The sequence below is a fragment of the Nocardiopsis sp. EMB25 genome, from assembly GCF_026797795.1.
GTDB lineage: Bacteria > Actinomycetota > Actinomycetes > Streptosporangiales > Streptosporangiaceae > Nocardiopsis > Nocardiopsis lucentensis.
This window is the reverse complement of sequence record NZ_JAMTDN010000001.1, coordinates 3,042,590-3,063,635: the sequence shown is the minus strand read 5'-3', so window position 1 is coordinate 3,063,635 and position 21,046 is coordinate 3,042,590. Positions and strand designations below refer to the sequence as shown.

Below are 21,046 nucleotides of genomic sequence, written 5' to 3'. Positions count from 1 at the left end.
CGAGCGGGCCGGGCCCCGGCTACCGTGGGGACATGCGTCTGACCGCCTTCACCGACGTCTCCCTGCGGCTGGTCATGCGGCTCGCGGTGGCGGAGGAGGGCGAACTCCTCACCACCCGGACCGCCGCGGGCATGCTCGCCGTGCCCTACACCCACCTGGCCAAGGCCGTGGCCCGCCTGTCCGAGATGGGGCTGGTGGAGACGCGTCGGGGTCGGGGCGGCGGCCTGCTGCTGACCGACCGGGGGCGCCGTGTGTCGGTGGGGATGATCGTCCGGGAACTGGAGGGGGCCGGGGACCTCGCGGGCTGTGAGGACGACCCGCCCTGCCCGCTGCGGTCCGCCTGCCGTCTGCGCCTCGCGCTGCGCGAGGCGCGTGAGGCCTTCTACGCCTCGCTGGACGCCGTGACTGTGGAGTCCCTCGTGGCGCAGCCGACCCACGACGTCCTGACTCTGCTGCGGGAACCGGAAAAGCCGCTCTGAACTGCTGATACTCCGTTCTGCGTACCCCGGATGGGGAGGTCGTCGCGGCGGGCTTAATATGCATTTCAGATACCAATTATCTGTCCCGGGGCACCCTTCCCCGGGTGAGGGAGGAAACATGCTCTCCACCGAGTCGGCGGCGACGGTGCGGGCCACGATCCCGGCCGTGGCCGGAGCGCTGGACGCCATCACCGCCCGCTTCTACGAGACGATGCTCAGCGAGCGGTCCGAACTCCTCGACGGCCTGTTCAACCGGGGCAACCAGGCCTCCGGCGAACAGCGTCAGGCGCTCGCGGGGTCGATCGCCGCCTTCGCCACCGCTCTGCTGGAGCACCCGGACGAGCGGCCCGACGCCCTACTCGCGCGGATCGCCCACAAGCACGTCTCCCTCGGTGTCACCGACGACCAGTACGTGATCGTGCACAAGTACCTCTTCTCCGCCATCGCCGAGGTCCTCGGCGAGGCCGCCACCCCCGACGTGGTCGCCGCCTGGGACGAGGTCTACTGGCTGATGGCCGGCGCCCTCATCGCCCTGGAGGCCCGCCTGTACGCCGAGGGCGGGCACGCCGGAGGGGGCGTGTGGCGCTCCTGGCGCGTGGTCGGGCGGCGCGAGCAGACCCCTGACACGGTCTCCCTCACCCTCGAACCCGAGGGCGACGCCCCCGCTCCGGAGTTCCGGCCGGGCCAGTACGTGAGCGTGCGGGTGCGGATGCCCGACGGCGTCCGACAGGCGCGCCAGTACTCCCTGACCGGAGCGGAGGGGCGGCGCCGCCGCATCACCGTCAGGCGCCTGCGGGCGGTGGACGGCCCCGCGGGGGAGGTCTCCACGCTCCTGCACGACACCGTCAGGGTCGGAGACACGCTGGAGGTGTCCGCCCCCGCCGGAGACGTCGCTCTCGGCGAGGGTGACCGGCCGGTCGTGTTGGCCTCCGCCGGGATCGGCTGCACCCCCATGCTGGCGATGCTGCACCACCTGGTGGAACGGGGCGGTGACCGCCGCGTGCTCGTCCTGCACGCCGACCGCTCGCCGGGGGACCACGCGCACCGCGAGGAGGCGGCGGGCCTCGTCGCCCGGATCCCCGGAGCCGAGCACCACGTGTGGTACGAGACCGGCGCGGAGGGGGCGGCGCACCGGGGGCGCATGGACCTGGACGGGGTCGCCCTGCCCGGGGACTGCGAGGTCTACCTGTGCGGTCCGCTGCCGTTCATGCGCGACGTGCGCGCTCAGGTGATCGCGGCCGGCGTACCGGCCAGGGACGTCCACTACGAGGTGTTCGGCCCCGACCTGTGGCTGGGTACCGCCTGACCGCCGAGTCCTCCCGGAGGCGGCCGGACACCGGTCCGCCTCCGGGCAGAACGCCGTGCCACTGGTCGAATGAACCCGACATACTGGACGGCATGTTGGAGCACGACCCTCCCTCCCCCCTCGTGGGACGCGACGACCACCTCGCCCGGCTCGCGCGCGACGCGCGCCGCACACGTGAGGACGGCGCCCGCGCCGTCCTGCTCCGCGGCGACGCCGGGGTCGGCAAGACGCGGCTCATCGACGAGTACCTGCGCCGCACCCCGCTGGCCCGTACCGCCGTGGGCGGATGCCTCGAACTGGGCGCGGACGGAGTCCCGTTCGCGCCCTTCACGACGTTGATCCGCCAGCTCGCCCCCGAGGAGGGCGCCCCGCACCCCGCCGTACACGCTCGCGAGCTGTCCCGGCTGGTCCCCGAACTCGGCGCCCGCCCCGATCCCGCCGACGAGAGCCGTGCCCGCCTCTTCGAGTCCGTCCTCACCCTCCTGGAGGAGCGCGCCAAGCCGGGCGGCCTCGCCGTGGTCGTCGAGGACCTGCACTGGTCCGACGCCTCCACCCGCGACCTGCTCGTCTTCCTTCTGCGCAACCTGGGCGCGGTCCCCCTCCACCTGCTGGTGAGCGTGCGCACCGACGACCTGCACCGCACCCACCCCCTGCGGCGCCTGCTCCCCGAACTCCAGCGCCTGCCCCGGGTCGGGCGGCTCGACGTCGGCCCCCTCACCCGCGACGAGGTCGCCGCCCAGGCGGCCGTACTGCGCGGCCACGCGCTCACCCCAGCCGACGTCGACCTGCTCTACGAACGCAGCGGCGGCAACCCGCTCTTCGTCGAGTCCCTCCTCGCCGGCCCCGATCCGGTCGGGGGCGGCCTCCCGGACGGCCCCCGGGACCTGCTCCTCGCCAGGGTCGAGGCGCTGCCCGACGCCACGCGCCGCCTGCTCGGCCTGGCCGCCACAGCGGGCGAACACGTCGAACACCCCGTCCTGGCGGCGGCCGCGCGCTGTTCGGGTACCAGTGAGGAGGAGCTGGAGCGAGCCCTGCGGCAGGCCGTCGACGCCCAGGTGCTCCGCGCCACCGAGAGCGGCTACTCCTTCCGGCACGCCCTGCTCGCCGAGGCCGTCTACACCGACCTGCTGCCCGGTGAGCGGGTCCGCTCCCACCGCCGCTACGCCGAGGCGCTGGAGAAGGGCGTCCCGGGCCTCTCCGAGACGGAACGGGCGATCCAGCTCGCCCACCACGCCCACGAGGCGCGCGACCAGCCACTGGCGCTCACCTCGGCCTGGCGGGCCGCGGACCACGCGGCCGACGCCGCCGCCTACCCCGAACACCTGGCGCTGCTCGAACGCGTCCTGGAGCTGTGGGATCGGGTCCCCGACGCCGTCGAACGCGTCGGCCAGCCCCGCGGCGAGGTCCTGCGGCGGGCCGCCGAGGTGTCCCTCGTCGCCGGTTCGCTGCGCCGCGCCGTCGCCCACGCCACCGACGGCCTGAGCGAACTCGGGGTCGACGACTACCACGACCCGTACGCCCCGCCTCCGGCCGACGGCGAGCTCATCGGCGGACTCCGGCACGCCCGCGCCCAGGCCCTGAAGGAACTGGGCCGGGACGGCGCCCTGGAGGATCTGGCCGACGCCTTCATCGTCCTGCCGGACGGCCATCCCGGGCGCGGCGCGGTCGGGGCCACTCTCGCCGCGACCCTGATGATGCGCGGCCACGCCGAGCAGGCCGGAATCACCGCGACCCGGGTGCTCGCCGCGGCCCGGGAGACGGGCGACCGGCGCAGCGAGGCGGACGCGCTGATCACCCTGGGCTGCCTGGATGTGGGGGACGGCGAAGCCGGTCTGGAACTGCTGAATGAGGGCACCGCGCTCGCCCGCGAACACGGATTCGTCATGGTTGAGCTGCGCGGACTGGTCAATCGCGGTGGGGTCCTCAAACACCTGGGGCGGATGGAGGAAGCCCTGGCCAATGCTGTGGAGGGGCTGAGACGTTGCGAGGAGGTCGGGCTGACGCGAACGCAGAGCGGTCCTTTCCACGCCATGATGGCGTTGCTCCGCCTTTCCCAGGGGCGGCTGGACGAGGTGGAGCCGTTCCTCGACCAGATCACCGGTGACTCCCTCATTCAGGCCAGGGCACTGACCGTGGTGATGGAACTCGCCCTCGTCCGGTGGGACGTGGACCGGCTGCGCGCGGCCATGACCGAGTTCCGACGGCTGCTCCCTGAGAGCAGCAGCTCGCCGACCGAGTACCTGCCGATCCACTTCACGATGATGCGGCTCGCCTTCCATGAGGGACGAGCCACGGAGGCACTCCATTTCGCACGGGAACTGCTGGACCGGAGCAGGGGCGGCCGGTGGCAACTGCCGGAGGACCTGTACGCGGCCTTCCTCGCCGAGATCGCGGAGGTCCTGGTCTCTTCGGCCGAGGACCCGGACCGTAGGGAGGAGGTAGGGGAGTCCATCACGGAGTTGCGGGCGGCCCTGGACACGTTGCGTGAGCGGCCGGGCCACCCTGGCCGCCGACTGGCCGCCGGGTACCTGGCGGGGCTGATCGCGGAGGACCCCGAGGAGGCCCTGGCGTCCTGCGAGGAGGCGCTCGACCTGGCCCGGACACAGGGGCGGACGGTGCTCCAGGCTGAGCTCCTGCTGGTTGCGGTGAGGGCCGCCCTGCGCGCCGGTGACCGCGACCGGGCCGCCGCCCACCTCGCCGTCGTGGAGGGGACGGCGGCGCGGTACGGACTCACACTGATCGGCCGTCAGGCGGCCCTGCTGCGGATCCGCCACGGGCTGGCGGAGGGGGCGCCGCCCGCCCTGGAAGCCGCCGAGGGCGCCACCGCCGCCCCCTCCGGGGAGGTCCCGCCCGCGGGGCTCACCCGGCGCGAGGCCGAGGTGCTCGCCGAGGTCGCCCAGGGCCGCACCAACCGGGAGATCGGGCAGGCGCTGCACATCTCGGCCAAGACGGTGAGCGTGCACCTGACCAACCTCATGGCCAAGCTCGGGGTGTCCAACCGCAACGCCGCCGCCGTGCGCGCCCGCGACCTCGGTATCGGCTGACTCCGGGGACGGGGCCACTTCGACCGCGCCGCACGCGAACCCGTCCGCGACCGGAAGCCCGCCGAACAGGCCGGGCGACATGCGCTCCGTGCGCCGTCGTCAGACCGTCCACGACGGCCGCCGCCGTGCCCGGCGGCGTGGCCGAACGCGCGGCGTCCAGTCCGAGCGGGTCCCTCACCCGGCTCGCCACGACGAGCACGGCGGAGGCGGAGGTGAACCCCGACAGGACGGAGCGGGACGGGAAGTCCGCGAGTCCGCCGAGCCGGAGCAGGCCCATCACCAGTGGAAACCGCGCCGACCACCAGGGCCGGAAGGGTGGCCGTCGGCCCCGGCGCTCACGCGGTTCCGGTGGCCCGACCGCCGGCGCGGCCGATCCGCGCCAGTGAGGCCTCGACGTCGACCGCGTCGCGCGGCTGGTTGTAGGGCAGCTTCGTGAGCAGTGTGCCCATCGCACAGGTGTTGGAGACGGCCGCGAACGTGAGCCCCGCTCCGATGAACGCGGCGACCCACACGGCCGGGGACCACCACAGGCCGGCGATCACGGAGGTGAGGACGATGCTCCCGGCGACCAAGCGGACCTGCCGCTCCAGGGCCCAGCGCTCACGGCCGCGGACGACGGGGGCGCCCGAGGCGGCCCAGGCGGACATGCCTCCGTTCAGGACCGCGGTGTCGGTGAGCCCGGCCTTGGCGAGGACGGTCCGGCACCGCTCGGCGCGCGCCCCCGACTGGCAGACGAGGACCAGGCGTCCGCCGGCGTTGGCCGTGACCCGCTCCAGGTGGCGTTGGACCAGCCCCAGGGGCAGGTTGACGGATTCGGCGATGTGGGCGCTCTCGTACTCGGCCGGGGTGCGAACGTCGAGGAGCAGGGTGTCGGGGTCGGTGTCGATCAGCGCGCGTGCCGACGCGACGTCGAGGGTGTCTGACATGAGTCCTCCAGGTTGGTGAGCGGTTCGGGGGAGTGCCGGGGCGGGAGAGGACGGCTCCCGCCCCGAGGAATGAGTACACCGGGGGGTATACGACGGGCGCGGGTGCACGCCGTCGCCTCCTCGGTCAGACGGACACGAGCTGATAGGCGTTGTACCCGCCGGTCAGGTCTGACACGTCCTCGCGGCCGCGCGAACGCACGTGGCTCGCGGCGACACCGGACCGGTGGCCGCCCGCGCGGTGGACCACCACGGGGCTCAGCCGGCAGTTCACCGATCCGGGAGGGTGGGTCGGCCGCGGGATGTGGCCGCGCCCTCGACGACCACGGCACGGCCGGTGGTCTCGTCGCCGATGAGGTGGGAGGCCTGGGACGGACAGTCGAGGTGGTACTGGGCGAAGATCATGACGTCTCCCTTTCGGGAAGACACGCCCAGGGGTGTGCGGTGGACGAAGGCGTACCGGGGGTATGCGGATGACGGGAGTGTCCGCATGCGCGGACACCGGTCAGGTGGTTCCGACCTCAGGCGAGTGCCAGGAAGAGCTTCTCCAGCTCCTCCTCGGTCATGGGCGGTTCCTCGCCGCGCTCGCGTGCGGCGTTGCAGTGTCGCATGCCCGTGGCCACGATCTTGAATCCGGCCCGGTCCAGCGCCCTGGACACCGCGGCGAGCTGCTGGAGGACGTCCACGCAGTCCTCGCCCTCCTCGATCATCGAGATCACGCCGCTCAGCTGCCCCTGTGCGCGGCGCAGCCGGGTGAGGGCGTCCTTGATCATCTCTGGTTTGAGTTCCACCGCTGACCACCTCCGTTGGACACAACATACCCCCACCCGTACCCATTCGCCCTCAGGGAGTTCGAGACGAGCACCACGCCGCACGCGGCTCCATCGGAAACGCCGGGACCCGGCGGTCCAACTGGACCACCGGGCCCCGACGACGAAGCGCCGCCGCCTCAGAGCGTGGGCAGGTACCGCTGGAGCTCGTAGGGCGTCACCTGGCGGCGGTAGGAGTTCCACTCCGCCTTCTTGTTGCGCAGGAAGAAGTCGAACACGTGCTCGCCCAGCGTCTCGGCGACCAGTTCGCTGTTCTCCATGATGCGCAGGGCCTCGTCCAGGCTCTGCGGCAGCGGGCGGATGCCCAGCGCGCGGCGCTCGGCGTCGGTCAGCGCCCACACGTCGTCCTCGGCGCCGGGGGGCAGCTCGTAGCCCTCCTCGATGCCCTTGAGGCCCGCCGCCAGGATCACCGCGTAGGCCAGGTACGGGTTGCAGGCGGTGTCGATCGAGCGGATCTCGATCCGGCTGGAGTTGGACTTGCCCGGCTTGTACATCGGCACCCGGACCAGGGCGGACCGGTTGTTGTGGCCCCAGCAGATGTAGGCGGGAGCCTCACCGCCGGCGCCGGCGGAGGCGGCCGGGTCGTCCCACAGCCTCTTGTAGGAGTTCACCCACTGGTTGGTCACGGCGGTGATCTCGTCCGCGTGCCGCAGCAGACCCGCGATGAACCCGCGCCCCACCTTGGAGAGCTGGTACTCCGAGCCCGGCTCGTAGAAGGCGTTGCGGTCGCCCTCGAACAGGGACAGGTGCGTGTGCATGCCCGAGCCCGGGTACTCGGTGAACGGCTTGGGCATGAACGTGGCGTACACGCCCTGCTCCATCGCCACCTCCTTCATCACGAGCCGGAAGGTCATGATGTTGTCGGCGGTGGTGAGCGCGTCGGCGTAGCGCAGGTCGATCTCCTGCTGGCCCGGGCCGCCCTCGTGGTGGCTGAACTCCACGGAGATGCCCATGGCCTCCAGCATGTTGATGGCGTTGCGCCGGAAGTCGTGCGCGCTGTTGTGCGGCGTGTGGTCGAAGTAGCCGCCCGAGTCGTTCGGCTCGGGGAACTCCCCGTGCTCGGGGAACTTCTTCAGCAGGTAGAACTCGATCTCGGGGTGGGTGTAGAAGGTGAACCCCAGGTCCGAGGCCTTGCCCAGCTGTCGCTTGAGCACGTGGCGCGGGTCCGCAGAGGACGGCGAACCATCCGGCATGAGGATGTCGCAGTACATGCGGGCGGTGCCGTGCGGCTCGTTGCGCCACGGCAGGACCTGGAAGGTCGAGGGGTCGGGCTGGGCGAGCATGTCCGCCTCGTACACGCGGGCGAAGCCCTCGATCGCCGACCCGTCGAAGCCGATGCCCTCGGTGAAGGCCGCCTCCAGTTCGGCGGGCGCCACGGCCACGGACTTGAGGTACCCGAGCACGTCGGTGAACCACAGCCTCACGAACCGGATGTCGCGCTCCTCCAACGTGCGGAGCACGAATTCCTGCTGTCGATTCACGATCAACCTTCCTCGATGCCGGTCAGTCCCGCTCCCGGCCCGCCGAACGCGGAGCCAAGCCGGACACAGTGTCCCAGACCCAGTCTGCCGTGCGCATATTTCCGGGGTATTTCCGCACGCGGTGTCGGGGCCGAGCACTCCGACCCCCACATCCGCATTATGACCGGTCCGACCCCCGTGGAACCGTCTTCCACAGGCGTAACACGAGACGGCTACCCTCGAAGGCGTGGCACAGTTGAGAATCGCACTCGCCCAGGTCAACCCCACAGTCGGTGACCTGGAGGGGAACCGCGACCTGGTCGTGTCGGCCGTCCGGCGGGCCGCGGGAGAGGGAGCCCACCTCGTGGCCCTGCCCGAGATGGTCGTCACCGGTTACCCGGTCGAGGACCTGGCACTGCGCAACTCCTTCGTGTCCGCCTCCATCCGGGCCACCCGGGAACTCGCCGCCGACCTGGACCGCGCGGGCCTGGGTGACCTCCCGGCCGTGGTGGGTCACCTCTCCCGGCGGGAGGGGGCGCCGCCCACCGGGTTCGCGCCGCACGGCGGACTGCCCGCCGGGGCCCCGCAGAACGCGGTCGCCGTTTTGCACCGAGGCCGGTCCGTGCTCACCTCGGCCAAGTACCACCTGCCCAACTACGGTGTCTTCGACGAGTTTCGCAACTTCGTGCCCGGCGACACCCTCCCCGTCCTGCGCGTCCACGGCGTCGACGTGGCCCTGGTCGTGTGCGAGGACCTGTGGCGGGAGGGCGGACCGGTCACGGCCGCCCGTGCCGCCCGTGCCGACCTCGTGGTCTCCCTCAACGGCTCCCCCTACGAACGGCACAAGGACGACGTACGTCTCGAACTGTGCCGGCGCCGTGCCCGTGAGACCGGCGCCGCGCTGGCCTACGTCAACATGGTCGGCGGCCAGGACGACCTCGTCTTCGAGGGCGACTCCCTGATCGTGGACGCCGACGGAGAACTCGTGGCGCGCGCCCCCCAGTTCGAGGAGACCTTGCTGGTCGCCGACCTCGACCTGCCCGACCGGACCGACAACGGTGTGCCCGACGGCACCGAGGTCGACGGTCTGCGGGTGGTCCGCCACACCCTCTCCGACACGCCGGTCACGCCCTACCCGCCCCGGGCGAACACCGTCACCCCCCGGCCCGACCCGCTCTCGGACACCGGCGAGGTGTACCACGCCCTGGTCGTGGGGCTACGGGACTACGTGGTCAAGAACGGGTTCGGCTCCGCCCTGGTCGCCGTCTCCGGAGGCATCGACTCCGCGCTGGTCGCGACCATCGCGGTCGACGCGCTGGGCGCCGACCGCGTCCACGGCCTCCTCCTGCCCAGCGCGCACTCCAGCGGGCACTCCGTCAGCGACGCGGAGGAGCTCGCCGAGCGGCAGGGGTTCACCACCCGAACCGTGTCCATCGCGCCCGTGGTCACCGCCTTCGAGCAGGCGTCGGCGGACATCGACGCACCGCTGAGCGGGCTGGCCGCCGAGAACCTCCAAGCGCGTGTGCGCGGCACCCTGCTGATGAGCCTGTCCAACCAGGAGGGCCACCTGGTCTTGGCCACCAGCAACAAGAGCGAGTCCGCCACCGGGTACTCCACCCTCTACGGCGACTCCGTGGGCGGGTTCGCCCCGATCAAGGACTGCTGGAAGACGCTCGTGTGGGACCTCGCGCGCTGGCGCAACGCCGACGCCGAACGCCGTGGCCAGGTCCCGCCGATCCCGGAGAACTCCATCACCAAGCCGCCGAGCGCGGAGCTGCGTCCCGAACAGCTCGACAGCGACTCCCTGCCCGACTACGACCTCCTCGACGCGGTCCTGGACGCCTACGTCGGCACCGACAAGGGCGAGGCGGAGCTGGTCTTCGCCGGATACGACCCCGAACTGGTCCGCCGGGTCATCCGGCTCGTCGACCGCGCCGAGTACAAGCGCCGCCAGTCCGCGCCCGGGACCAAGATCAGCTCACGCAACCTCAGCCGCGACCGCCGCCTGCCCATCACCAACCGCTGGACCGTCTGAGCCGTGTGGCCCCGGTCTCGGCACGCGACCGTGCGGTCGCCCGAGGAGCGGGACCAGGATCTCGGTGAGATCGGCGGGGTGTTTCGCTCCCCGCCGGAACGGGATCGGCAGATCCTCTCCCCGGCGGGACGGGACTATCTGGACGCCGCACGGATCGCGGTGGTCCTGGTGCGCACGCGGGGCACCGCCCGCGTGCGTCGGCCCCGCACCGCCGACCAGTGCGCCCAGGTGCTCGGCCCCGGTTGGGGACGGGACCGCCTCGCAGGTGCTCTCACGTTCGGCTGACGTGTTCGGCCCCACGGGGACCGGGGCGGCACGATCGCCCACGGGACCGGCAGCGGTCCTGACGGTGGCAGACACCGTTTCCCCGGTGAGGGGCAGCAGGTGAGTGGCCTGCTGACACGGGAACCGGGTGGGAGCGTCGGCCGCCCACCGCCCTTCGTCGGACGGGGGGGGCGACGGTCAGAGCAGGCCGAGCTCGCGGGCGCGAGCTCCGGCCGCCGCCCGGTTGGCCACCCCCAGCTTGCCCAGGATGTTGGACACGTGGACGCTCGCCGTCTTGGGGGTGATGAACAGCGCCTCCGCGATCTGCGCGTTGGTGCTCCCCACCGCGAGCATCCGGGCCACCTCCGTCTCACGCGCCGTCAGCCCGGCCGGAGCGGCGGGCGCGGCCTCGCCCGCCGACAGGGCCGCACCCACCCTGCGGGCCAGGTCGGCGGCGGCGCGCGCGAGCGGTCGGGCCGCGCATTCGACGGCCACGGCGTGAGCCTCGCGTACCCGTTCCACCGCCCAGGCGCGCTCACCGGCCTGGACGGCCGCTTCGGCGGCGTGCACCCAGGCCCGGGCCAGGTACAGCCGCATCTGCGTTCCCTCCCAGGCCGTCACGGCGGCGCGCCACGCCGCCAGGGCCTCCCCCGGACCGGTCCCGTCGATCATCGCGAAACGGGCCGTACACGAGGCGGCGTAAGCCCCCTGCACCGGACCGATGACCGGCATCTCGGCCACGACCTCGCCCGCCAGCGCGCGCACCCGCCTGGCCCGCTCGGCGGTTCCCGGGGACCACCCCGGTCCCAGACCGAGCTGCGCGGCCTCGGCCATCACCTCCACCAACGGCCACGAGTAGCCCGGCCCGGCCGCCAGCGCCACCTTCTCCAAGACCCGCACGGACAGTTCCAGGGCCTCGTCCACCGCACCCCCCACCAGATCCGTCTCCAGCTGTGCCAGCGCCGACAGCTGAACCACGTTCATGCGCTGGGCGGTCAGGACGCGGTTTCGGTCCTCCGGCCCGGCCGCCTCCCGGGCCGCGGCCAGGTCCCCCATGGCGGCGGCCGTCCTGGCCTCGACGGGCTGGATGTACCAGCGGTTCTTGGTGGCGAGGTGGCCGTTGCGGGTGGCGCCGACGATCTCGCGCGCCCGAACCAGGTCCCCGAGCTCGAAGTGGATCTCGGCCCGGTTCTGGTTGTTGAACGTGCTGTGCACCGACGCCCACCCGAGCGCGGCGTGCCGGGCGAGTGACTCCTCCAGGACCTCCAGGCCCTCCTGGTGCCGACCGAGCTCGCGCAGGAAGTGCCCGAGGTTGCCCGCCCCGCGCGCCTCCATGTTGGGGTCGGCGTTGTCGGCGGCCTGGCGGATGCCCTCCTCTATCAGCGGCCGTCCCCGCTCCGGGTCGCCCTGGGACATCAGGATCCCGCCCAGGGTGATCCGGGCGTCAGCGGCCGCGCACGTGTCGAGACGGACCCCCGAACGCTCGGCGAGCCGGAGTGCCGACCGCGCCAGTTCCTCCGCGCTCAGCCCGGCGTCGGCCAGGTCGGACAGCTGGCGCTGGTCCGGCCCGGGGTCACGGTCGACCCGGTAGAGCAGGCTCTCCCTGGCCAGGATCGACAGCAACAGTCCGTATCCCGGCATGTGCGGCGGGTGCAGTTCCAGCGCGCGGGCCAGGTCGAGGACGCCCCCGCCCTCGGGGTCGTGGGCACGCGCCTGACCGCGTCGGCGCAGCAGCTCGGCCCGGATCATGCGGGTGTGGTCGTCATCATCGCGCGGCAGGACGGCCAGGGCCTCGTCGGTCAGCTCCCGGGCCCGCGCGTGGCGGTCCGCGGCCAGGGCGGCCCCCGCGGCCAGGCTCATGACTTCCGCCCACGTGTGGCCCTGGACCCGTTCCTGGGCGTCCGGCACACGCGCCCACAGGCTCAGGACCCGCTCCAGCATGGCCAGCTCCTCGTCCGCGGCGAGGGCGTCCCCGGCCCGGACCGCCGCCCACCAGGACGCCTGGAGCGCGCGCGGGAGCTCCTGGGCGGCCATGAAGTGGTGGGCCTGTTCGGCGGCGCGGCGGTCGGCGGGGGCCGATTCGGGGTAGGCGTCGATGAGCTGGGCGAAGCGCAGGTGCAGTCGTGCGTGCGGGCCGGGCAGCAGTTCGCCGTGGACGGCGTCGCGCAGCAGGGCGTGTCGGAACCGGTAGCCGGTCCCGTGCACTCGAAGCAGGTTGGCGTCGACCAGCGTGTGCAGCGCGGTCTCCAACTCACGTTCGGGCAGTTCGGCGGCGTGGTGGAGCATCTCGTGCTCGATGTCGCCGGACACCGCGCCCACCGACGCGACCCGCAGGACCGACAGGGCGGTGTCGTCGATTCGGTGCAGCGGTTCCAGGAGCAGGTCGCGAAAGCGGTCTGGGACGCCGAACCGGTCGCCGGGGGCGCGATCGTCCGCGCAGGCCAGGCTCTCGACGAACAGCGGGAAGCCGTCGGTACGACGGTAGAGGTCGTCGAGTTCGTCCGGCGCCAGCTCCACGCCGCGGATGGCCGCCGCCTGGCGGCCGACCTCGTCCCGGCTCAATGGCTCCAGCCGGATCCGGTGCACCCCGGGGACACGTTCGAGTTCGGGCAGGAGGCGGCGCAGCGGGTGGGTACGGTGCAGGTCGTCGCTCCGGTAGGTGACGACGAACTGGATCCCGGCCTGGTCCAGGTTGCGGATCAGGAAGACGAGCAGGTCACGGGTGGCGCTGTCGGACCAGTGCAGGTCCTCCAGGACGACGGTGAGGCCGCCGTCACGCGCCGCCTGGGTCAGCAGCCGGAGGATCTGCTCGAAGAGGATGCCCCGGTTCTCCCGCCGCTCCGCCGGAACCTCGCCCAGTTCGGGCAGCAGCCGGGCGAACTCGCCGACCCCGCCCGGGGCGGCCGCCTCGAACACCGCGCGCCCGCGTTCACGGAGGAACTGGCGCAGAACCGCCGTGAACGGCGCGTAGGCCAGACCGTCGACGCCCAGCTGGAGGCAACCACCGACGAGGACCGTCCCCTCCGGGTGGGCAGCGACGAACTCACTGACCAGGCGACTCTTACCCACCCCGGCGTCACCGCCGATCAGGACCACGCCCGGTGCCTCCTCATGGGCTCGTCTGGCGTGTTCCCGGAGGAAACGGAGTTGGGTCTCCCGGCCGACGAACGTGGCGCTGGTCTCTACGAGAAGGGGCATAGCACTCATTATGCCGCCGCTCCTCCCACCGATCGGAGTTGTCCACAGGCTTGTTCCCGCCCTGACACGGGGCCTCCAGCCGCTCACGGACCCCTCGTCCCGGACGTTCGCTCCCGGTCCCCGCCGTCCGCGCCCCGACTCGTCCGAGGCCGGGGCCCGGCCTCGAACGCGCCGATGCGGGTGCCGTCGACCTCCATGGTCGGTACACCCGGGTCGGGCACCGTCCCGGACATCCTCGGACCCGCCCTCGGCCCTCCGGTCCCGGTGCCGTCGCCAGGGACGTGTCGGTTCCGCTCCCGCGGCGCCCGCGCGACCTCGCCCCTCCGTCCGGGACTCAGACCAGGCCGAGTTCGCGGGCACGCGCCCCGGCCGCGGTCCGGTTGGCCACACCGAGCTTGGCGAGGATGTTGGACACGTGCACGCTCGCTGTCTTGGGCGTGATGAACAGCTCACGCGCGATCTCGGCGTTGGTGCCGCCCACGGCGAGCAGCCCGAGGACCTCGGTCTCCCGTGCGGTGAGTCCGGCGGGGGCGGTGGGCGGTGACGCGTGCCCGTCCAGCGCCACCCCGAGACGGCGCGCCAGTCCGACGGCTGCCCGTTCCAGCGGCTGCGCGCCGCACTCGACAGCCGCCGCGTGCGCCTGGCCCGCCCACGTACGGGCGGTGGAGCCGTCGCCCGCCGCCAGAGCGGTCCGCGCGGCCGAGAGCCGGGCCCTGGCCAGGTGGAGCACCATAGGCGTGCGCTCCCACCCGGTGACCGCCTCACCCCAGGCCTCCAGCGCCCGCTCGTGTGCCCCCGATGCCTCGGCCAATCGGGCGCGGACGGTCGAGCGGGTGGCGTTCTGCACCGGTCCGTGCGCGGGCATGCCCGCCGACACCTCGCCCAAGCGGGATCGGACGGGGCGGGCGGGGTCGCCGTCGCGTCGTCGCACCGCCTCCGACACGAGATCCAGCACCGCCCACCCGTACCCGGGCGAGTCGGCGAGCGGCAACCGGTCGAGGACCTGGGTGGAGTAGTCCAGCGCGGTCGCGTCATCACCCTCGGTCAGGAGCAGGTCCAGCCAGGCGGTGACCGCCTGTTGGGCCTGATCCAGGCGTTCCATGCTCAGCACCGCCGTCCGGTCCACCCGGGCGATGCCCGACCGGGCGGCCGCCAGGTCGTCGTGCGCCGCCCCGGAACGGGCGGCGGCGAGGTCGCCCTGGGCGATCGCCGCACGGTTCCAGGGCACCAGGAGGAACACCCGGTGCATGGGTGAGGCACTGCGGTGCAGGGTCTCGTCCACGATGGACCGGGTGCTGTCGAGGCGGCCGAGCTCGAAGTGGATCTCAGCGCGGTTCTGGTGCATGAAGCTGCTGTGCACTCCGCTCCGGCCCCAGGCCCGGTGGTCACTGAGCAGCCTGTCCAGGAGTTCGAGCCCCTCCTGGTGCTCGCCCCGCTCCCGCAGGAAATGGGCGAGGTTGTTGACACCGCGCGCCTCCATGGCCGTGTCGCCGATCTCCCGCGAGACCCGAATCGACCGCTCGATGATCGCGCGGCCCTCCCGCCGGTCGCCCCGGCTCATCCGGACGGAACCCAGGGTGACCAGCGCCGCCGCCTCGGCGGAGCGGTCGCCGGTCCGCTCGGCCACGTCGAGCGCACGTTGGGCCAGGTCGGTGGAGGAGGCGCCCAGGTGCAGCTGTTCCCTCGGCCGGAACATGGTCTCCCGGGCCAGGATGGACAGCATGACGCCGTACCCGGGCATGTGCGGGGGGTGGGTGCGCAGGGCCTGCGCGAGGTCCTCGACCGCGCCCCGGTCCACGCAGTGGGTCCTGGCCTGGCCGCGGCAGCGGAGCAGCACCGCGCGGACCGTCCTGGTGCGGTCGTCGTCCGCCGCGGGCAGGGCGGCCAGGGCCTCATCGCACAGTTCCCACGCCCGGCGCGGCCGACCGGCAGCCAGGGCGGCCAGGGCCGCGCTCGAGAGCACCTCCTCCCGGGAACGGCCCGCGACGCGCTCCACCGCGTCGGGGACCTGGTCCCACAGGCCCAGGACGCGTTCCAACATCGTGAGCTGCTCGGCGTGGGCGAGGGACGCACCGGCCCGTTCGGCGGCCCACCACGCGGCCTGGAGGGCCCGGGGCAGGTCGTGGGCGGCCTGGTAGTGGTGGGCCTGTTCGGCGGCGCGGCGGTCGGCGGGGACCGATTCGGGGGACTCGTCGACGAGTCGGGCGAAGCGCAGGTGCAGCCGGGCGTGCGGGCCGGGCAGCAGACCGTCGTGCACCGCCTCCCGCAGCAGGGCGTGCCGGAACCGGTAACCGGTCCCGTGCACCCGGAGCAGGTTGGCGTCGACCAGGGTGTGCAGGGCGCTTTCCGCCTCGGGCTCCGCGAGGTCGCAGGCGCGGACCAGGGTCTCGTGGCCGATCTCCCCGGAGACCGCGCCGACCGAGGCCACGCGCAGCACCGCGACCGCCGCGTCGGACAGTCCGTGCAGGGCGGACAGCAGGAGTTCACGGAAGTGGTCGGGCACCGTGTCGGAGCCGGTCGCGTGGTTCTCCCCGGAGGCGGCGAGCGCCTCGACGAAGAGGGGGATGCCGTCGCTGCGTTCGTACAGGTCGTCCAGGGAGGCGGAGGTGAGCGTGGCCCCGGTGATGGCGGTCACCTGCGCGGCCACCTCCTCCCTGGTGAGCGGCGCCAACTCCAGGCGGGTGACTTCGGGCAGCCGTTCCAGCTCCGGCAGGAGGCGGCGTAGCGGGTGGGCGCGGTGTAGGTCGTCGGACCGGTAGGTGGCGATGATCTGGACACCCGGTAGGTCGAGGTTGCGGACCAGGTAGACGAGCAGGTCGCGGGTGGCGCCGTCGGCCCAGTGCAGGTCCTCCAGCACCAGTGTGACCCCGTGTTCCCCGGCGACCCGTTGGACCAGACGCAGGACCTGCTCGAAGAGGAGCCCCCGCGCCTCCTGGCGCCCTTCCGGCGGGTCGCCCAGTTCAGGCAGAAGTCGGGAGAGCTCGCCGGCGCCGCCCGGGAACGACTCCTCGACGATGGCTCGGCCGTGTTCACGGAGGAACTGGCGCAGGAGCGCCGTGAAGGGTGCGTAGGCGAGGCCGTCCACTCCCAGTTGCAGGCAGCCGCCGACGAAGACGGTTCCTGCGGGGCGGGTCCCGGCGAACTCGGTGACCAGTCGTGTCTTGCCCACCCCGGCATCCCCGCCGACGAGCACGGTCCCGGAGGACTCCGAGTACGACCGCTCGGCGTGTTCCGCCAGGAATCGGAGCTGCTCCTCCCTGCCGATGACGACGGGACTGGTTCCGGCCTGGTTGGACATGCCGTCCATTATGCCGAGCAGGGGGTGCACCTCTCGTTCGGCTTCTCCCGCCACGCCCGACGCGGAGGTGGGCACGGCGTCGCCCTCGAACGCGGACACGGTGTCTGTCCTCCACGCCGGACGTGGTGGCCGGTGTGCCGGATGGGTTTCGGCGGGCGGGGGTCACGCTGCCCGACCGAAGCGCCCCTTGCGCTTCTCCTCGTCCGCGGAACGTGCCCGGCGGGCCCGACCGCGTTCCTCCCGGCGTCTGGCCCGCTCCTGGGCGCGGGCCTGGCGGGCGGCACGCAGGTGTTCGAACTCGCGCAGCCGCTCCTTGGTCAGGTTCTGCGCGTGCGCGTTCATGAGTTCGCTGTGGAACACGGTGATCCTCTCCCCTCGCGGCGAAACCCCCTGTCCCGCCGTCTGCGACCAACGATCGCCCTAAGACCCGCTCGCGCGCATGGGGAGGAATCCCAGTCCTGGCCGACGGATGGGGGGCGAACCGCTAAGAGATGCCTAAGAACTGGGGCGGTATGGCTAAGAACGCCTCTGAGGAGCGGGTTGCCGCTCAGGCGTGTCACCCAATGCCATCATGGCGTCGCTCGTAGTTGTCTTGTGTTGACGGTGAGCGAGAGTGGGGGGAGAGGCATGGGTCGGGTCGCGTGGGGGATCCGGGGCGCCGCGGCGGTCGCCGTGCTGGCGGCCGCGGGGGCGGGGGCGGCGCCGGGGTGGGCCGACGGGGAGGCCGCGGGGGCGGGGGTCGGGTCCGCCGTGCCCGGGCTCGACCCGTCGGGTGCGGTCGGTCTGGTGCTGACCGCCGAGGACCGGAGTCCGATGCCGGGGGAGGAGGCCGTGTTCCGGGCGACCGTGGCCAACGGCCGGGGAACCCCCGTGGAGGGCGCCCTGCTCGCCCAGCACGTGCCCGAGGAGCTGGAGATCGTGGCGGCGGGTGAGGGGGTTCTCGCCGGGGGCATCGTGAACTGGCGGGCCGACGTGCCCGACGGAGGGGAGGCCGAGTTCGCGCTGCGGGTCCGGGTGCCCTCGGGGGCCGTCGCGGGGGACCGCCTGATGAGCACGGCGTGCCTGCTGCTGGACCGCGACGCCGACCCGACGTCGTGCGCGAGCGACACGTTGGTGGTGGGTGAACCGACCATGATGTCCAGGGTGGACGCGTTCGTGGGCGCCGGGTCGGTGCGGGTGGCCGGGGCGGCGCTCGGCCTGGCGCTGGTCTGGCTGCTCTGGCGCACGCGAAGGACGGCGCGGCCCTGACCGGGACAGTCCCTCGGGGTATCGTTACGTCGGTGTGTCATGAAAACCGGTTCGAAAACTACGCGTCGTAGTAGTCTGGCGCCATGGACATCTTCTACTCCGCGCTCGTCTTCCTGCACATGATCGGCCTGGCCGGCATCGTCGCGGGCTTCCTCATGCAGGTGATCACCGGCAACGCCAAGTCGACGAAGGTGCTGCTGCACAGCTCCCTCCTCCAGCTCGTCACCGGACTGGCCCTCGTCGGTGTGGCCGAGATGGCCGGCGACCCGGAGATGAACCACGTCAAGGTCGGCGTCAAGCTCGTGATCGCCCTGGCCGTGGTGATCCTGGGGGTCCTCAACCTCCGCAAGCCCTCGAACCGGCTGGCCGCCGCGGCCGGTGTCCTCGCGATCGTCAACATCGGCGTCGCGGTGTTCTGGTAAGGGGTCCGGGACGGCCCCGCAGTCGTCCGATCCGCTCGACCGCCGGTGTCGGCGAGGTCTCGAACCTCGCCGGCGCCGGCTTTTTCTTGCGTGCTTTCAGGAATCTTGCGTTGATTTTCCGTCCCCCAGAGCAGAGTTGACTCGCAGGTCAAGACCGCTTCGCCAGAGTCCCGGTCAGGTCGGGGCATCCGCCGCGCGCTTGGGTTATCGCAGTTCGGAGCCGAATTCATCGCACTGCGTGACGGTGGAAACGCGAAGCGAACCCCTGTTCACAAGAGTCGGGGGTTCTGTTACGTTCGTCACCTCCACGCAAACTCTTGCAGCAAGTGCAAGAGTGTGACGGCGGGGCAGCGCGGCCCCACCGAGAAACTCCCCCAAGGAGCGCGCATGAGCTCGAAACGACACCGACTCGGCGGGGCCCTGGCGGCCCTCGCCCTCGGTACCGCACTGGCGGTACCCGCGCTGGCGGCGGCGCCCGCCTCAGCGGCGACACCCCAGGAGGTCCCCCAGGCCCCGGCCGCCACGGTCGAGGCCAACGGTGAGACGATCGTCCACCTCTTCGAATGGACCTGGGACTCCGTCGCCGCGGAGTGCGCCGACTTCCTCGGCCCCAACGGCTTCGGCGGCGTCCAGGTCTCCCCGCCCCAGGAGCACGTGGTCATCCCCTCGGCCGAGGGGGCCGAGTACCCCTGGTGGCAGGACTACCAGCCGGTCTCCTACCGGATCGACAACACCCGGCGGGGAACCGCCGAGGAGTTCCAGACGATGGTCGACACCTGCCGTGACAACGGGGTCAGGATCTACGTCGACGCCGTCATCAACCACATGACGGGTCCCGGCTCCGGCACCGGAAGCGCGGGCACCGACTGGGAGTACTACGACTACCCGGACCTGTTCGGCGACGGGTCGGCCGCCTACGAGCACGGCGACTTCGAACCCTGCTACGACACCATCTCCGACTGGGGCGACAAGTGGGAGGTGCAGAACTGTCAACTCCTGGAGCTGTCCGACCTCGACACGGCCGACCCCCAGGTGCGCGGGAACATCCGGCGGTACCTCAACGGCCTGGTGGACATGGGTGTGGCGGGCTTCCGCGTGGACGCCGCCAAGCACGTCCCCGAGGCCCACGTCCAGGACATCTTCGCCAACCTGGACGACGTGCCCGGGTTCGGAGGCAAGCCGGACGTCTACTACGAGGTCTACGGCGACGCGACCATCCCCTACACCCAGTACACCTTCGACGGCGGCCGCGCCACCAACTTCGACTACCAGCGCGACGTCGCCGGGAAGTTCGCCGACGGCAACATCTCCGGGCTGGCGGACCTGCCCGACTACGGCGGCCTCTCCGACGACCAGGCCACGGTGTTCATCGACAACCACGACACCCAGCGCTCGGCCCCCGCCCTCACCCACAAGGACGGTGAACGCTACTACCTGGCCACCGCGTTCATGCTCGCCCACCCCTACGGGCACCCGAAGGTGATGTCGAGCTACGACTTCCACGAAGAGGCTCAGGGGCCGCCCAGCGTCGGTGAGGTCCCCGGCAACCCGGCGGGCTGGATCACCGAGGACACCGACTGCTCCAGCGCCGCATGGATCTGCGAGCACCGCGACCCCGCCGTCGCCGGGATGGCCGCCTTCCGCAACTCCACGGGTGACACCGCCGTCATCCAGCGAGCCACCGACGGGAACTCCCGCCTGGCCTTCGACCGCGGCGACCGCGGGTTCGCCGCCTTCAACGCCGGAGGGGGCACCTGGAACCTGACCGTCGACACCAACCTTCCCGACGACACCTACGAGAACGCTGCGGGAAACGGCTCGTTCACCGTCTCCGACGGACGGGTCACCGTCTCGGTCCCCGCCAACGGAGCCGTCGCGCTGCACGTCGGCGGCGTGTGCGACGACCCCGAGGAGTGCGACGGGGGCACCGACGACACGCTCTCCGCGACCGTCCACACCGACTACGGCCAGGAGGTGTACGTCGTCGGATCCACGCCCGAGCTCGGCTCCTGGACCCCCCAGGACGGAGTGCGGCTGACCACCGACGAGAGCTCCTACCCCGTGTGGACCGGAACGCCCGAGATCGGCTCGGCGGCCGAGTGGAAGCTGGTGAAGGTCGACGGCTCCGGGAACGCCGTCTGGGAGGAGGGCGACAACCGCGTCGGTCCCCCCTCCGGCGGCGTGACCTGGGGGTCGAGCGGCGGTGGCGGAACCACCTGCACCACGGTGGCCACGGAGTTCAACGTCCAGGCCGAGACCCACTACGGCCAGGAGGTCTACGTCGTCGGATCGATTCCCGAGCTCGGTTCCTGGGACCCGGCCAGCGGCCTGCGGCTGAGCACCAACGAGGCGAGCTACCCCTGGTGGGGCGGTTCCACCGAGCTGACGATCGGCACGGAGTTCGAGTACAAGTACGTGAAGATCGACGGCTCCGGGAACGTCGAGTGGACGTCGGGCGGCAACTTCGTCGCGACCAGTGACGACAGCGACGGCGGCTGCACGCAGGCGTTCAGCGACCACTGGAGCTGACACACCACCG

At 72.2% G+C, this 21,046-nt stretch carries 17 protein-coding genes and 1 pseudogene; 9 read left to right on the top strand and 9 right to left on the bottom strand.

Annotated features, from left to right (window positions below; all coding sequences use genetic code 11):
* The first annotated feature begins 32 nt into the window (after window positions 1–32).
* From KIK06_RS13165 to KIK06_RS13155, 3 genes are all read left to right on the top strand, one after another.
* Window positions 33–479 (top strand): RrF2 family transcriptional regulator, encoded by a 447-nt coding sequence (locus tag KIK06_RS13165; RefSeq protein ID WP_268643339.1) that lies wholly within the window; start codon window positions 33–35, stop codon window positions 477–479.
* Between the two features lie 118 nt (window positions 480–597).
* Window positions 598–1,785, top strand: a complete 1,188-nt coding sequence (locus tag KIK06_RS13160) for a globin domain-containing protein (protein WP_268643338.1) — start codon at window positions 598–600, stop codon at window positions 1,783–1,785.
* Between the two features lie 92 nt (window positions 1,786–1,877).
* Complete coding sequence (locus tag KIK06_RS13155; RefSeq protein ID WP_268643337.1) at window positions 1,878–4,829, top strand: helix-turn-helix transcriptional regulator; 2,952 nt, start codon at window positions 1,878–1,880, stop codon at window positions 4,827–4,829.
* Here the strand turns inward: KIK06_RS13155 and KIK06_RS29375 are convergent.
* The 6 genes from KIK06_RS29375 to glnA all read right to left on the bottom strand — a co-directional run bounded on the left by KIK06_RS29375 (window position 4,759) and on the right by glnA (window position 8,063).
* A complete protein-coding gene (locus KIK06_RS29375; protein WP_442789824.1) occupies window positions 4,759–5,106 on the bottom strand; it encodes a SulP family inorganic anion transporter in 348 nt (115 codons plus the stop codon). The two genes, KIK06_RS13155 and KIK06_RS29375, sit on opposite strands and share 71 nt — an antisense overlap.
* 58 nt (window positions 5,107–5,164) lie before the next feature.
* Entirely contained in the window at window positions 5,165–5,755 is a 591-nt protein-coding gene (locus tag KIK06_RS13150) for a rhodanese-like domain-containing protein (protein WP_017602078.1), read from the bottom strand.
* A gap of 124 nt (window positions 5,756–5,879) precedes the next feature.
* Window positions 5,880–6,005 (bottom strand): rhodanese-like domain-containing protein, encoded by a 126-nt coding sequence (locus KIK06_RS13145; RefSeq protein WP_241479750.1) that lies wholly within the window; start codon window positions 6,003–6,005, stop codon window positions 5,880–5,882.
* Window positions 6,006–6,022: 17 nt separating this feature from the next.
* Window positions 6,023–6,157, bottom strand: a complete 135-nt coding sequence (locus KIK06_RS13140) for a hypothetical protein (RefSeq protein ID WP_268643336.1) — start codon at window positions 6,155–6,157, stop codon at window positions 6,023–6,025.
* Between the two features lie 116 nt (window positions 6,158–6,273).
* Complete coding sequence (locus KIK06_RS13135; protein ID WP_083924430.1) at window positions 6,274–6,525, bottom strand: metal-sensitive transcriptional regulator; 252 nt, start codon at window positions 6,523–6,525, stop codon at window positions 6,274–6,276.
* Window positions 6,526–6,701: 176 nt separating this feature from the next.
* A complete protein-coding gene (glnA, locus tag KIK06_RS13130; protein ID WP_268643335.1) occupies window positions 6,702–8,063 on the bottom strand; it encodes a type I glutamate--ammonia ligase in 1,362 nt (453 codons plus the stop codon).
* Between the two features lie 226 nt (window positions 8,064–8,289).
* Here glnA and KIK06_RS13125 point away from each other — a divergent pair, with 226 nt between their 5' ends.
* Together KIK06_RS13125 and KIK06_RS13120 are read left to right on the top strand one after the other, a co-directional pair.
* Window positions 8,290–10,077 (top strand): NAD+ synthase, encoded by a 1,788-nt coding sequence (locus tag KIK06_RS13125; protein WP_026128238.1) that lies wholly within the window; start codon window positions 8,290–8,292, stop codon window positions 10,075–10,077.
* A gap of 30 nt (window positions 10,078–10,107) precedes the next feature.
* Window positions 10,108–10,362 carry a hypothetical protein gene (locus KIK06_RS13120; protein WP_268643334.1) on the top strand — a complete coding sequence of 85 codons (255 nt, stop codon included), beginning with the start codon at window positions 10,108–10,110 and terminating at the stop codon, window positions 10,360–10,362.
* Window positions 10,363–10,539: 177 nt separating this feature from the next.
* Here KIK06_RS13120 and KIK06_RS13115 read toward each other — a convergent pair whose 3' ends face one another.
* The 3 genes from KIK06_RS13115 to KIK06_RS13105 all read right to left on the bottom strand — a co-directional run bounded on the left by KIK06_RS13115 (window position 10,540) and on the right by KIK06_RS13105 (window position 17,197).
* Entirely contained in the window at window positions 10,540–13,548 is a 3,009-nt protein-coding gene (locus KIK06_RS13115; protein ID WP_268643333.1) for a helix-turn-helix transcriptional regulator, read from the bottom strand.
* Between the two features lie 325 nt (window positions 13,549–13,873).
* Window positions 13,874–16,846 (bottom strand): helix-turn-helix transcriptional regulator, encoded by a 2,973-nt coding sequence (locus tag KIK06_RS13110; RefSeq protein ID WP_442789823.1) that lies wholly within the window; start codon window positions 16,844–16,846, stop codon window positions 13,874–13,876.
* Window positions 16,847–16,999: 153 nt separating this feature from the next.
* Window positions 17,000–17,197 (bottom strand): hypothetical protein, encoded by a 198-nt coding sequence (locus KIK06_RS13105; protein ID WP_268643331.1) that lies wholly within the window; start codon window positions 17,195–17,197, stop codon window positions 17,000–17,002.
* A gap of 267 nt (window positions 17,198–17,464) precedes the next feature.
* Between KIK06_RS13105 and KIK06_RS13100 the strand changes: the two genes are divergently transcribed.
* From KIK06_RS13100 to KIK06_RS29370, 4 genes and pseudogenes are all read left to right on the top strand, one after another.
* The gene (locus KIK06_RS13100) at window positions 17,465–18,085 is read left to right on the top strand and encodes a hypothetical protein (protein WP_268643330.1); all 621 of its coding nucleotides are present in this window, start codon (window positions 17,465–17,467) and stop codon (window positions 18,083–18,085) included.
* Between the two features lie 83 nt (window positions 18,086–18,168).
* Window positions 18,169–18,507: a hypothetical protein gene (locus KIK06_RS13095; RefSeq protein WP_017602089.1), complete on the top strand. Its 339-nt coding sequence runs from the start codon at window positions 18,169–18,171 to the stop codon at window positions 18,505–18,507.
* Window positions 18,508–18,894: 387 nt separating this feature from the next.
* Window positions 18,895–20,703: pseudogene (locus KIK06_RS13090) on the top strand (carbohydrate-binding module family 20 domain-containing protein); the annotation flags it as partial.
* Complete coding sequence (locus KIK06_RS29370) at window positions 20,689–21,036, top strand: carbohydrate-binding module family 20 domain-containing protein (protein ID WP_268645973.1); 348 nt, start codon at window positions 20,689–20,691, stop codon at window positions 21,034–21,036. The pseudogene KIK06_RS13090 and the gene KIK06_RS29370, both read left to right, overlap by 15 nt.
* Window positions 21,037–21,046: the final 10 nt, after the last annotated feature.